The 12,643-nt window shown below is 31.2% G+C and carries 15 protein-coding genes; 1 reads left to right on the top strand and 14 read right to left on the bottom strand.

All coding sequences use genetic code 11. The features are described 5' to 3' along the window. Positions 1–210: 210 nt before the first annotated feature. The 14 genes from BUA03_RS17025 to mnmE all read right to left on the bottom strand — a co-directional run bounded on the left by BUA03_RS17025 (position 211) and on the right by mnmE (position 11,608). On the bottom strand, positions 211–366 hold the full coding sequence (locus tag BUA03_RS17025) for a hypothetical protein (RefSeq protein WP_245792697.1): 156 nt from the start codon (positions 364–366) through the stop codon (positions 211–213). Between the two features lie 42 nt (positions 367–408). Next, complete coding sequence (locus BUA03_RS15935) at positions 409–774, bottom strand: hypothetical protein (RefSeq protein ID WP_139255693.1); 366 nt, start codon at positions 772–774, stop codon at positions 409–411. 22 nt (positions 775–796) lie between these two features. Next, complete coding sequence (locus BUA03_RS16765; protein WP_157492209.1) at positions 797–961, bottom strand: hypothetical protein; 165 nt, start codon at positions 959–961, stop codon at positions 797–799. Between the two features lie 141 nt (positions 962–1,102). Then, positions 1,103–2,110 (bottom strand): hypothetical protein, encoded by a 1,008-nt coding sequence (locus BUA03_RS15930; protein ID WP_066081850.1) that lies wholly within the window; start codon positions 2,108–2,110, stop codon positions 1,103–1,105. 284 nt (positions 2,111–2,394) lie between these two features. Next, positions 2,395–2,619 carry a hypothetical protein gene (locus BUA03_RS15925; protein ID WP_066081852.1) on the bottom strand — a complete coding sequence of 75 codons (225 nt, stop codon included), beginning with the start codon at positions 2,617–2,619 and terminating at the stop codon, positions 2,395–2,397. Positions 2,620–2,669: 50 nt separating this feature from the next. After that, entirely contained in the window at positions 2,670–3,260 is a 591-nt protein-coding gene (locus tag BUA03_RS15920) for a ParA family protein (RefSeq protein WP_066081854.1), read from the bottom strand. A gap of 4 nt (positions 3,261–3,264) precedes the next feature. Next, on the bottom strand, positions 3,265–4,170 hold the full coding sequence (locus BUA03_RS15915; RefSeq protein WP_066081856.1) for a DUF5712 family protein: 906 nt from the start codon (positions 4,168–4,170) through the stop codon (positions 3,265–3,267). 248 nt (positions 4,171–4,418) lie between these two features. After that, positions 4,419–4,688: a BfmA/BtgA family mobilization protein gene (locus BUA03_RS15910; RefSeq protein WP_066081857.1), complete on the bottom strand. Its 270-nt coding sequence runs from the start codon at positions 4,686–4,688 to the stop codon at positions 4,419–4,421. 157 nt (positions 4,689–4,845) lie between these two features. After that, a complete protein-coding gene (locus tag BUA03_RS15905) occupies positions 4,846–5,898 on the bottom strand; it encodes a DUF6371 domain-containing protein (protein ID WP_157492210.1) in 1,053 nt (350 codons plus the stop codon). A 224-nt stretch (positions 5,899–6,122) separates the two neighbouring features. Further along, the gene (locus BUA03_RS15900) at positions 6,123–7,556 is read right to left on the bottom strand and encodes a DUF3987 domain-containing protein (RefSeq protein ID WP_066081861.1); all 1,434 of its coding nucleotides are present in this window, start codon (positions 7,554–7,556) and stop codon (positions 6,123–6,125) included. A 10-nt stretch (positions 7,557–7,566) separates the two neighbouring features. Further along, positions 7,567–7,851: a helix-turn-helix transcriptional regulator gene (locus tag BUA03_RS15895; protein ID WP_066081862.1), complete on the bottom strand. Its 285-nt coding sequence runs from the start codon at positions 7,849–7,851 to the stop codon at positions 7,567–7,569. Positions 7,852–7,934: 83 nt separating this feature from the next. Further along, a complete protein-coding gene (locus BUA03_RS15890) occupies positions 7,935–8,918 on the bottom strand; it encodes a hypothetical protein (protein ID WP_066081864.1) in 984 nt (327 codons plus the stop codon). A gap of 5 nt (positions 8,919–8,923) precedes the next feature. Further along, positions 8,924–10,066 carry a tyrosine-type recombinase/integrase gene (locus tag BUA03_RS15885; protein ID WP_066081866.1) on the bottom strand — a complete coding sequence of 381 codons (1,143 nt, stop codon included), beginning with the start codon at positions 10,064–10,066 and terminating at the stop codon, positions 8,924–8,926. A gap of 138 nt (positions 10,067–10,204) precedes the next feature. Further along, positions 10,205–11,608 (bottom strand): tRNA uridine-5-carboxymethylaminomethyl(34) synthesis GTPase MnmE, encoded by a 1,404-nt coding sequence (gene mnmE / locus BUA03_RS15880; protein ID WP_066081867.1) that lies wholly within the window; start codon positions 11,606–11,608, stop codon positions 10,205–10,207. A 176-nt stretch (positions 11,609–11,784) separates the two neighbouring features. Between mnmE and BUA03_RS15875 the strand changes: the two genes are divergently transcribed. Further along, on the top strand, positions 11,785–12,618 hold the full coding sequence (locus BUA03_RS15875; protein WP_066081869.1) for a universal stress protein: 834 nt from the start codon (positions 11,785–11,787) through the stop codon (positions 12,616–12,618). The last annotated feature ends 25 nt before the right edge of the window (positions 12,619–12,643 follow it).

Raw genomic sequence — 12,643 nt, 5'->3', positions numbered from 1 at the left:
ATTACATTTAAAAATACAAAAAACGAGGCAGAAAATAAAGTTTTTCTGCCTCGTTTTTATGATAATAATTATAAAATGACTTTTTCAGTGCCCTCGACTATCGTCTAGGGCTTTTTTTATTACTCTCAGTTTCCAGCCTCATTAATTTGATCGAGTATATTCGTTTGGTTTGGCTGAACATAGTTTTTACAATCAGCGATGCTATCTTTCTTAAAAAGTATCTAATGCTGCATATAATTTCAATAAAACATCTCGATCAGCTGCCTCCATTTCTACAGCTTTATTAAAATCAAATACGTAATTATTCGTATTACACACTTCAATTTTAATTGTTTTCGGAGTAATTTTAAACTTAACTATATCCATAATAAAGTAGGTTTGGTTTCTGATTTTAATCAAATTAAATCTTTACAAATCCGTTGGTAAGTTCATGTAATGCAATGTTAGTCTGATTGCACTCAATTCATTGTTTATACTTTCTTTAATGTCTTTCGTATCAAATAAACCTATCCTATTTAGGTCGGTTCTGACAACCCTGTATTCATTAAATAATGCTTTTGTTTTAGTGGTCAAATTGGAAATTCTTTGTTCAAAAGTTTTACCTGCAACTTTATCATTAGTAGTGATGAAATATTCTTTAGCTAGTTTAACTTTGGTTATCATTTCGCCCGCCATTTCGGAGACGCTTGGAGCTTCATTAATATTGCTTTGCGCTTTGACAATTGTAATGCTGCATAACATTACTAAACATAAAATAATTTTTTTCGCATTCATCGGTTTTTGGTTTATATAGTTATTAGTCTTCTTGTTCTTCCTCCCAGCCAAAATATTTTTCCAAATACTTCCACGCTTTTTTCAAAACCTGGTCAGGGTTCTGCTTTGTAACTTCGCAACTGTTTTGTACAAAAACGCCAAACCAGTTTTCATCTAAATACTCAAAACGATCCTGTTTACCAGTCAAATACTACTATAAAACAAAAAGCAGAAAGAACAGATACAAAGGATGAATATGATGTTAGAGATGATCAAATGGAATTTTATGAAGAAGAAATGAGACAACCGAATAATTAATTAGTAGAAAATGAAATCAAGCCGTTGCGCATTAAAAATTTTTACCTAAATTGTGTAAGAAGGCTTTAATGCCTTCCTGTAAAGAAATAGGTTTATCACAAATTCTTTTTTGAATTGGCAAGCGATCTAGATTATGAATTGGCGTCAAGGTTAAGTACAAATTTTCATTTGCCCTTTGCCATGCCCCAAAAATGTATTCAACACCTTGTTCGATAACAATTCTCTCTTTAAATGTAATAGTTCCGGCATACAGTGGACTATCAGGATGGTGCTGGTTTTTGTTAATAGTAAGTTTGAACTTCAATTCATCTGTAGAATGATGAATTTCAACAGAACTTTTGCTATTTTTTTCAACCAATATATTTTTTCTCACAACTTTAATTTTATCCTTGAACTTCGATAGCTCCGGTAAGTGCCAAAAATTCACAATAGAATTATTCCACTCTTCTCTTAGCAAAACAATTAAATTTTGATCTGCAATTTTCTCTAAGGATCTTGTGAATTTAATGAAAGCCGCTTTATCACTTTTACCGGTATAATGATTTTTGAGGTTTTCAAAACGCATTTCAAAACAATTACCTAATAATTCTCTTTCGTACTCATCAAGATTGTTCCAGCTTTCATGTTCAATAGCCATCTCTAATTTTTTAATCAATATTTGATATTCTTGATCTTTTTTTAAATCGAGCTTCTTCTGCGCTATTTGGGTGCAATAATTACAAAGAAAGGCTGATTTAGCATTTTCCTTCCTCCCTTTTGTTCTAATAGTTATAAATTGGGTTTTATTTTTAACTTTTTGATGCTCATAAGATTGACAGTTTTTACAATAAACAAAGAAGGAAAGTGCACTATTATCAGCAATAAGTTTGTTTAGTTCGATTAAAGAAAATTTGAACTCTCGTTTAATCCAATCGCGACTATGTACAAATTCTAAACCATCTATTTTCCAATAAAGTAGAATAATATTTTTCTCATTTTCTGTACAAGTTTTTGAAATTTGAAGTTGTAGTTCAGCGAATTTTTCGTTAGTATTTCCCATGGAGTTTATTTAAAAAAGCGTGGAACTGTTTCTCAATAGCACTATAGGTATCGCCAAACACCCGCACACCAAATAAGAACAGCCCACGCTAGGCATGGGCGTCTTAGTTTTGATATTAGCGTGCTATTCATTTTGGCGATTTTATAGTACTAATTCAAAAGCTAAACACTTTATATTTTTATTTTATATAATTTTTTCTTTTTAATTAATATGAATTCAAATTTAGTAAAAGTTTTTTAGCTAGAATATTTAATCTTGACTAATTAAAAAATTCTTGGTATTGCTCATTCTATAAAAGCTTTGATAGCATTATTTACCAGTTGTTTCATACTTATTTCTTGTTGTAAAGCTTTTAATTTTAATTTTTTAAGCAATTCTTTTTCCAGATAAAAAGAAAACTGAACTTCTTCAATTTCTTTACTAATAATTGGAACAATTTTTTGAATCGTTTTTTGCGGGTTACTGGATTTTGCCTTGTTAATGAGGTCATTAATGCTTTGTTTTTCCATAATGATAGATTTATATTTTTATAGATTTATAGAACTGTAGCATTCTAGATTTATATTAATCTTAGTAGAATTTCTGTGGTCAGTTGATCAATCTGTTTTTGGGCATTTTTATCATTAGTAACACCTTTTAGTAAAACAGATCTAGTGAATGAAACCAAATCACTAATATGTGTATTAGCAATTTTTACATTGTATTCTTCTAAACCGATTAAAATATCTAAAGTTAAAGTTGTATTTGGCTTTATCATATTAAAAACGACTAAAGTATCTTCTATTCTTTGTTCTTGTTCAATTATAGCTAGGGTGCTTTTTATGGCCAGCAAGTCTAAAATTCCAGCTTTTGTTGGTACTATAATTAAATCTACTAATGAAATTAATTTTGGTAAGTGATTTGATAAGTACGGCGGGGTATCAATAAAAATGAAATCATAATCAAGCTCTGAAATGTTTTCCAATTTATCTTGGTATGTAATTATTTCAAAATCGGTTACCAGCTCTTTTAGTTGGCTCAAGCTTCCTTGTAAATCAAAATCTAATACAGCGACTTTCGAATTTGCTGCAATATTTTGAGCGAGGTTAAATGTTAGCGTACTTTTGCCAACACCACCTTTCTGATGGGTTATTAATATGATTTTTGGCATGTTTTTAGATTTTTAAACTAGTTTTTCGTTTGGAAGTTTGTTTTTCGTTTGGTTGGGTTGCATTTAAATTTTCAATACGTTTGTTTAAGTCAAATTTTTCCTGAGGATTTCCATTTTTTAAAACATTTTGATTATTAAATTTTTCAAGTTCTTTACGTTTGTAATTAAAATGGAGGTCGAACATTTGTTCATTCATATTAATCCATTTTACACGATCAAATCCAACCTGATATGCATTATCGCCGATGACTCTCTTAGTGTTTATTTCATTGCAAGTAGGACTCAATTTTAAACGTTGCGATTTATCTTTTCTGGAAACGATGATGTGAATATGAGATTGCAGACCTTTTTTATAGGTACCAGAAATTTTTTTTCCCTCAACGACATCCTTGTCCGTTCCTTTAAACTTTCTAAAGTGTTCAATCTTTCCAAAATAAACGAGATCATTTCCTGAGTTTATTCCTTTGTCTTGGCGATTAAAGTTCTGTGCATAATTGTCCATCACTTTTCGACCATACTCTCTGATAATACGATTATATTCGTCCACTTCCTTCAAATTCATGTCCCAGACACTTGAAACTTCTTTTTTTCCGGTAACTAAAAATGCGATTTGGTTCAATTCATTTTTGCTAAAACTGATTGTTGGAGCAAAATATTTGGCATCATTCGCTCCTAGTTTTCTTTTATTACTGTCAATAGCACTGATAACTTCAATGGTGCTAATATTAGTTTCTAAATGTGAAAAAAAGCCTTGCTTGCGGAATTCAATATTTGAAGTTTCACTTATTGAGTTAGATTTTTTTGTTAATTTATCAAGCTCTTCATTCTCTTTTTCTAAATAAATAGCTAGGTTAGAGCACCCACCTTTGTTGTCTGCACCGAGGCTGCTATGAGGTTTAGAAATGGGCATTAGGAAAATATAGATTTAATTTTTTCAATCGCTCCTAATTTATTTTTTTCATCTATTAGTTGACAAAGAAGAACTATTGCTTGTCGGTTTTTTGCTAATTCAGAATTGACCATTTTTGTTCTTTCATAATCATTACTATTCGTTTTATTAAAATTTTCAGAGTAAGATTTCTTTACTTCAGCAATTCTTTCTGAATGTTGGCTAAGTAATTTATTTATTGAATTAATTAGTTTAGAAATTTCTTCTTTTTATAGATTTTGATAATTAAAAACATCTTGTCGCAATGGTTTCAATATGTCTCTTTCTTGGACTTTCAGAAAAGAAACTATCCGCTTATCCAAAGCCGCGACCATGATTGAAGGATTTTTATTGACGGCATCTTTTGGATCTATGCCAGTTTTTTTAAAATAATAAATCATTTCTTCTACAAGAGATCCATAATTCATATTTAAGCTTTCTGTTAATTTTGTAAGTTCACTATGTGATTTAGTATCGATAATAACACTTTTTTTAGTCATAATTTTAATATTTAGTATTGAAAATCAAAGGTTTAATGTTTATTTATAATTAAATTATAAAAGATTATAAAATTTATTTGCTCTGGAAGCCTTAATTTCAAGGCTTCGGCCTCGCAGAGCAAGTAGGATAGGGGTTTTTCCGCCCCTGTCCTACTTGCTATCCATTTGGAGACAACGAGATGGGATTGCCATGCAGATCTGTTAAGTCAAAAAGATCAATTAGGATTTTTAAATTCTTATTTTTCAAGTAAAGTTTTTCTACTGTTTTTTGCTGAGTTGAAACTATAGCTTTTGGAATGTATTTGATGTTTTTTAAAAAGTAGTCGGCAATGTCATAACCGTTTTCTCGTTCTAGATTTGTTCCATTACGTTCTAACAAATCTGAAATTTCTACATCAAAACCTTTCTTTTTAAAGTACTCACATTTCGAATTCCATATGCTAAATGGACTTCCGTTCAGTCCGTTTATACCTAAATCGGGGTATAAAATAATTCTTCGATTTCGTAATACTTCCATTTTAAAGTGATTTAAACCATTCAAACTGCCAGCTGCTAGCCAAGTGTATTTTTTAAATATTAAGCTCATAATACATGCTGTTTTTTCAGATTCAACTATCGCAATAATGGTATCGCAATTATTAATTAAATGCTCTCCAAAAAAGCATTGACTTAGATTGAAACTGCTTATTTCTTGTGATTTTATTTTTATCGAATGGATCCAGTTTATATACTTCGTCCTTTTTCCGGATGTATTGTAAATAATTACTTTTCCACCTCTAATCTTATAGTTTGCATCAACCTGCCAAAAAATGGTGCCGAAATTCCAGAAATTGGCTGTTCCAATTTTGTAATTATAAGCCATTTGTTCTACGTCGTTACACTCAAATTTTGATTTTAAAAATTGGATAAAATTATTTTCGTTGTAATAGATTAACGTGTTTAATAAGTCTTTTCGACTATGATATGAAAATTGATTTTTTTGAGTAGTAGTAGGATCTTTTACTATTGAATGATTGTAATCTTGATTTTTATCCTTAAAGTATGATTTCGGAGGATAATGGTAGCCGCAATTTATCTCTCGGTCGCATCTTCCTACTAGAGGAGAAACATACTCGGCTGTTTCGATGTCGATATATAGCACCATCCGCTTTTTATTACAATTTGGACATTGGTGTTTAGTTGCTTTTTGGTGTAATGAATATTTATACATAGTTTATTGTATTGCACTTTCTGCACTTTCTACACTTTCCAATGATAGCAGGACTTCAAGTATGTTATTTGACTGCATTTTGGCTTCATTATGATTGCACTTTCAAAATTATGAAGCAAATCTAAATTGCACTTTGTTCACTAATTTTGCACAAACCTTTATTTGTAATAAACTGATTATAAGTATTTTAAACGTAAAAGTGAAGAAAGTGAAGAAAGTGCAGTCTATATAACATTCTCATAACTTCTGTGCGCCACTCTTTTGAACAGTTTTAAGTCTTTTAGATAAGTTTTGAATTGTCTTTCAGAAATTCGAGGCTTTCTATCAATTAACTTACACGCTATTTTAATTCCTTCTGCAGTTGTAAATGTTTTAGGTAGTTCATTTAAAATACTTTTTTGTCCTTCGGTGAGTGTTTCGAAATAGTTCTTTCTCATAATTTCAGTTCTAACCTGTACAGCGTTATGATAGAAATAGTCAAATAACTTAATAGCACTCCTTACGGACTGAATTGATACTGTAATAATTGATTTATTTGCTACAGTTGATTGTATTAATTCAAGAATTAAAGCAAAACGCAAAACATACTGTTGTAGCTTTATTTCTATTGATCGCTCATAATCAAAGAAAAATTTATCAGGTCTATTATTTTGCCAGCGGAAAAGAAATTCTTTTGCTTCTGTTTCTAGTGGAATTACGATTGATTCATTAGGGTCTTCGTTGCCTAATTCAAGCAAATTATGAATTAATGCAGTATAATTATCAATCAGAACTTTGTTCACAGTTTCAATATTCCACCTAAGTATTTTTTCTTCATTAGGATATACAAAAAGTAATCTATCCATGAAGCCATTGGTTGATCTGCCATCTTTTCCAAAATCCTTTAAAACGGATATTTGGGTGCTTCCAATAACACTCAGGCAAGGATCTGATAGCCTGTGGCTTTTTCCTGACGCTCGATCAGTAGTGATTGGAGTTCCACTCCATAAACTCAAATAAGTTTCAGCTTCACCAGAACTGTTATAACGATTGAAGTTCTTCAGCCAGCCATTGAGCTCATCCACAAAAACGCACAACGACCTTTTGTTGTTCGAATGATGAAGGATTAAGGCTTCAGGCGTAAAATCACTCAGTAAATATCGTTTCAGTATAGGTTTCTTTTCTTTGAATTTAGTTTCAGAACTCTCCGAAATACCTTTTTCATATTCAATTAATTGATTTTCATATTCTGTGAATAGTTGATTTTCTTTTATTTGAATTGGATTGAAACAAAATTTCAATGCTTGGCTTTTGGCATCACCGGGTTTACCAACAATCACCATAAATAGATTTACTTTCTCTTCCCAGCCATTTTTTTTTACTTCAAGCTTATATGATTTACCTATTGAAGCCGAAGCAGCTGAAAGAATTCCTGATCCTAGATAATCTATTGGGAAGACTTGCTTATTATGGATCTCAATTATGATCTCTTGTATGGCTTTAGGATAAATATCTATTGGGAATAAGTTTCCTTTGATTTCCTTGAGTTTTAAAAAATCAATTTCAAGGGCAACAATGTCAATGCATCCCAAGTTTTCTATATCTTTGTTTGGCAGATCAAAGATTTTGCCCTTTCTACTTTCTAAAGTGGAAGGGGCATTGTTTTTTATATCTATCACAACTCAAAATTTATTTTTTTGAGTTTATATAAGTGATAGCCTCTTTTTCAATCTGAGAAATTGATTTAGACTTGTTTTGAAGTAAAAACGAATCGATTTCTGATTTTTCGAAAAATAGAGTTCTATTATTTACCTTTGAGTAGGGAAGGATGTTTTTGTGTACCAATTTGTACACATAAGATTTTGAGAATCCTGTGTAATTTACAACATCATCTACCGTGAAGATTTGTTTGTTAGTCCCAATTATCAATTTTTCTAATTGGGTTAATTTTTGAATGATAAGATTGCTTTCCATAAAGACGTTTGTTTAATATTATGGCAGCAAATGTCAGTAAAGTAAAACCATGTTAAGTTAACATGTTTGATGTATTAACCTATTTATAGTTTTTCGAAAATAACTTTAATTACTTCATAGTCTTTACACAACATTTTACTTTTGGAAACTGAAGATCTCACAGATTTTGAATTTATTTTACCGTTATTATTTTCTATGTTTTTAGCAGCTTGTATGAATGATAAAGGTATTTTGGTTCTTAAAAATTGATTTATGCAATCAATAAAAAATTTAAATTGTATATTATCCATTTTTAGGTAAATCACAGAATTGTGAGCTTTCCAATCTGATTTCAAAACCTCAATAAATTGTTCCATGCTAGTTTTATTTTCATCGATAAAATCAAATTTATTTAACTCTCGATATAGCTTTTTTAGAATTTCATCATCAGTAACAATTAGGTAATTTTGGCTTTGTGTATTTGTAGATAATTTATCTACTTTTTCTTGTATCCTATAAGATAATTCTAAAATATGTTTTTGATGATTCTCTAATGCTAATATGATCTCTTTCAAATAATCAAATTTCATAGATTTTCCGTTTCTAGTAGCATCTTCAATATAATCTTGAAATCGAATTCGTATATTCTCTAATGGATGAAATATATCATCAAATAATCTATCAGATAAAACCAAAAGTTTAGTTAAGAGCGTCTCCCTTGGATATTCTTTTGTTTCTAACATATAAGCAATAAATGAGGCAAGATCATTCTTACAATTAAAATTTATCCAGTCTACATTGACTGGAACAAAATCCTTTAAATTACCACTTTCATTAAATGAGAAATATTCACTTTTATTTACAGTAATTTTACTTCTTTCAAAGAACAGCTCAAGCACATCCAGTGGGAAATGTGCAATTTTGTAATGTTGCATGAGATCAATAAAGATAAAACAAAACTGGTATTCGTTTAATTTTTTTACTTTTTTCTTTACGAATGATTTTTTATCTTGGCTATATAAATTGTTTTTAATGCCATTTAAAACATTATAATGTTTGTCTTTAATTTGGAAATAGGAATATATCATGCTTATTAAAATTTTAATGTAGGTATTAGATTTGCTGCTTCTTTCATTTTTTGATCTACAATCTTGGCATAAATTGCCGTAGTTCGTATTTCGCGATGGCCTAATCTCTTGGAGACTGTATAAATGTCGGCCCCATTTTCTAGTAATAGAACAGCATTCGTATGCCTCGCGCTATGAAAAGTTATGTGTTTTGAAATACCGGCACGATTGCACCAACGTACTATTTCATTATTATATACAGCACTATATTTTAACCCCTTAAAAACTCTTTCCGAAGGATCTTGTCTTTTCCCAAGTAGCTCTCTTATTTGTTTTGATATATAGAGATATTCTACCCCATCAGTTTTCTCTTGTCGGAAATTTATTCTACTTATTCCATTATCTTCATCTCTAACTTCTGACCAGACAAGTGTGTTTATATCTGACCAACGAAGTCCACTTAAGCAGGAGGCAATAAAGGCGCTTTTCAAAATTTCATATTTGCAATCAGTGTTTGCTAATGCTTGTAGCTCTTGTTGAGTTAAATATTCTCTTTGACTTTCAGCTTGTTCAAATGATTTTACTTTTGACGCATAATTAATAGAAATATAACCTTCATCAAAAGCAGCACGGAGAGCAGCTTTAAATTTATTAAAATAAGAGTATTTAGAATTTAGAGATAAAGAGGTGTTGCTTTTTGTTTTGGCTTCTTTTTCAAAATAGAGTCTCACTCTTTTTGTAAAGCTTTCATCAACTTCATCAAAAGTGAGGTTGGTAGAGATACATTTTTTTAAGTGTAGAAATGAAGCTGTCCAATTCCCATAGTTTTTTGGGCTATCAATTTTCTCTTCTGTTTTTTCACGAAAGAAATCTAAAAATAGACGTTTACTTTTTGCAGTGTTCTTTATATCGTACTTTCCTTGAAAATACTCTGCTTTTCTGATTGAAAAAATTTTTTCGCTTATAATGTCGATTTCCTTATTCTCTTTTTTTTCAGCAGCAGTTTTGGGATCTTGATAAGGATACTGGTTCAAATATTCAAAATTCCTTAAATGAATGCGTTTGCCATTTGCATCTACGGTCGAACCTTTATAGTATTCCAAATATAGACTGAATCTGCCATTTTGTATTTTTTTTTTTTCTTTAAAGTGATCTTCATAGGTGTACATTTTTACACCTTTTTTTAGTTAAGGTGTACATTGAGTGTAACAAATGTATGAATTAAACTTAATAGAAGAAACTTAAAATACAGTTAAATCAATGGTAGTCAACCTAAAGAAAGTTAATGATACTTAAAGAAAGCGCATTTACTTCCCAATACAAAAATTAGCAAATATATTCCCCAGTAATTCATCATTACTCACTTGCCCTGTAATGGTGCCAAATTGATACAACGCCTCCTTAATATCAATCGCCATAAGGTCGCTAGAAAGATTGGTCTCTAAACCAAATTTAACTTTCGTAACTTCATCTAAAGCTTTTAATAAGGAATCATAATGTCGTGTATTGGTAACAATTGTCTCATTATTTCTAAGAGCTCCCGTATTGACAAAAGACAACAATTTATTTTTAAGATCTTCAATACCAATATTCTCTTTGGCTGAAATCAATAAAATATTTGGGATTTGAGATTGAAGATTTTGGATTTGCTCCTCTGAGTATAAATCTTTTTTATTACCGATAATGATTAATGGTTTCAACGGAAATTGATTTTTAATTTTCTCAATTTCTAGCTGCACTTGTTTTACATTTTCAGCGTCTAATGTTCCACCTTTTGGCGTAAGCGGACTCAAATACACAACTACCTGAGCTTGCTCTATTTTTTCAAAAGTTTTACGGATTCCGATACTTTCCACAACATCCTGAGTTTCGCGAATTCCTGCGGTATCAATAAATCGAAAACCAATTCCGCCAATCACTAATTCGTCTTCAATAGTATCTCGGGTCGTTCCGGCAATTTCAGAAACGATAGCGCGCTCTTCATTCAATAAAGCATTTAGAAGTGTTGATTTTCCAACATTGGGTTCGCCTACAATGGCAACAGGAATTCCGTTTTTGATGACATTTCCCACCGCAAACGAGTCGATTAATCGTTTCAATACAAATTCAATTCTGTTTAGTAATTCATGAAATTGCGTACGATCAGCAAATTCTACATCTTCCTCGGCAAAGTCCAATTCGAGTTCGATTAGGGAAGCAAAATTCAATAATTCTTCCCGCAGTTTAGCTATTTCATTCGAAAAACCACCACGCATTTGTTGCATAGCGATTTGGTGACTGGCTTCATTATCAGATGAAATTAAATCGGCAACGGCTTCGGCTTGCGATAAATCCAGCTTACCGTTTAGGAAAGCTCTAAGTGTAAATTCACCCGGATCTGCCATACGACACCCTTTTCTGAGCAACAACTGAATGATTTGTTGTTGTATGTAAGGAGAGCCATGACAGGAAATTTCGATTGTGTTTTCGCCCGTATATGAATTTGGACCTTTAAAAAGAGACACTAGCACTTCATCTAAGGTTTTGGAAGCATCCATAATATGACCTAAATGTAAGGTGTGGGTTTTTTGTGTGGTTAAATCTTTATTCTTAATAGATTTAAAAACAGAATTTCCTATCGTAATGGCATCTTCGCCTGAAATCCGAATTACGGCTATAGCTCCCGCTCCCGATGGAGTTGCAAGTGCTACTATGGAATCGTGAGGTATCATATTTGTATTTAATTTATGCAAAAGTAAGTAAAATTGATAAGGCAGCAAGTCTCGATTATCAAACCATTAACTTTATTTTTTTGTTAAAAAAGTACTCAAACTGACATTTATCATGCTATTTTGTTTTTTAGTTTCGTAAATTTATATAATTAATTGATTTGCAATAAAGCAACACTATGTCCAAAAAAATTCTATTTCCTACCGACTTTTCAGATGCCTCTAAAAATGCATTTATTTATGCCTTGCAATTAGCAGAATCTATTAAAGCCGAGGTAGTTACCATTCATGTTTATCAATTACCGCAAACTAATTATATTAATGTTTCAGAGTATTTACATGAAATTTATGATGTTACTGAGCTTAGTAATTTTGAAAATTATAAAGATGAGGTTCCGAGTTTAAGAAGGATAGCAGAACAAAATAATTTGGGACACATCAAAATAAGCCATGCTCTAATTTTAGGCAATTTAGTTCCTGAGATAAAAAAAATAACGGAGAATGAAAAAATTGATTTTGTGGTTATGGGAACCAAAGGAGCAACTGGAATAAAAGAAACTTTTTTTGGTACCGTGGCAACCAAAGTGATGAATGATGTAAAAGCATTAGTTTTAATTATACCGGAACATTGCCGGTATCAGCCAATAAAAAAAATGCTTTTCCTGACGCAGTATAAATCAGAGGATACCGCCGCTTTTAAAACCGTAATGTCGCTATCCGAGATCTTTCAAGCTCCTGTTGATTGTTTGCGTGTAGCATCTGCACAAGACGAAAGCCTAAACGATATCAGGGCAGATTGGAAGGTATTGATGGAGCACCAACAAGTTGTTTTTCATTCAATTGAAGGGGACGATGTAGAGGGAATAATCTTAAATTTTATTGCGTTGCACAAAATTAATTTGATTGCAATGCATGTGTACCATCGAAATTTCTTTGAAAAACTATTTGAAATTAGTCTTGCTAAAAAATTGGCATTTCACATTAATGTCCCTATTCTGGGCATTCACGAATAAAATTAGTGTCACAGAATAGCGCTTT

The organism is Flavobacterium fryxellicola (assembly GCF_900143245.1).
Taxonomy (GTDB): Bacteria; Bacteroidota; Bacteroidia; order Flavobacteriales; family Flavobacteriaceae; genus Flavobacterium; species Flavobacterium fryxellicola.
This window is presented reverse-complemented; position numbering and strand designations above follow the sequence as displayed.

What these genes read in the sequence shown, in the direction of transcription:
- BUA03_RS17025 (WP_245792697.1), bottom strand. Translation starts at nt 366, where the DNA reads ATGGATATAGTTAAGTTTAAAATTACTCCGAAAACAATTAAAATTGAA.
- BUA03_RS15935 (WP_139255693.1), bottom strand. Translation starts at nt 774, where the DNA reads ATGAATGCGAAAAAAATTATTTTATGTTTAGTAATGTTATGCAGCATT.
- BUA03_RS15930 (WP_066081850.1), bottom strand. Translation starts at nt 2,110, where the DNA reads ATGGGAAATACTAACGAAAAATTCGCTGAACTACAACTTCAAATTTCA.
- BUA03_RS15925 (WP_066081852.1), bottom strand. Translation starts at nt 2,619, where the DNA reads ATGGAAAAACAAAGCATTAATGACCTCATTAACAAGGCAAAATCCAGT.
- BUA03_RS15920 (WP_066081854.1), bottom strand. Translation starts at nt 3,260, where the DNA reads ATGCCAAAAATCATATTAATAACCCATCAGAAAGGTGGTGTTGGCAAA.
- BUA03_RS15915 (WP_066081856.1), bottom strand. Translation starts at nt 4,170, where the DNA reads ATGCCCATTTCTAAACCTCATAGCAGCCTCGGTGCAGACAACAAAGGT.
- BUA03_RS15910 (WP_066081857.1), bottom strand. Translation starts at nt 4,688, where the DNA reads ATGACTAAAAAAAGTGTTATTATCGATACTAAATCACATAGTGAACTT.
- BUA03_RS15905 (WP_157492210.1), bottom strand. Translation starts at nt 5,898, where the DNA reads ATGTATAAATATTCATTACACCAAAAAGCAACTAAACACCAATGTCCA.
- BUA03_RS15895 (WP_066081862.1), bottom strand. Translation starts at nt 7,851, where the DNA reads ATGGAAAGCAATCTTATCATTCAAAAATTAACCCAATTAGAAAAATTG.
- BUA03_RS15890 (WP_066081864.1), bottom strand. Translation starts at nt 8,918, where the DNA reads ATGATATATTCCTATTTCCAAATTAAAGACAAACATTATAATGTTTTA.
- BUA03_RS15885 (WP_066081866.1), bottom strand. Translation starts at nt 10,066, where the DNA reads ATGTACACCTATGAAGATCACTTTAAAGAAAAAAAAAAAATACAAAAT.
- mnmE (WP_066081867.1), bottom strand. Translation starts at nt 11,608, where the DNA reads ATGATACCTCACGATTCCATAGTAGCACTTGCAACTCCATCGGGAGCG.
- BUA03_RS15875 (WP_066081869.1), top strand. Translation starts at nt 11,785, where the DNA reads ATGTCCAAAAAAATTCTATTTCCTACCGACTTTTCAGATGCCTCTAAA.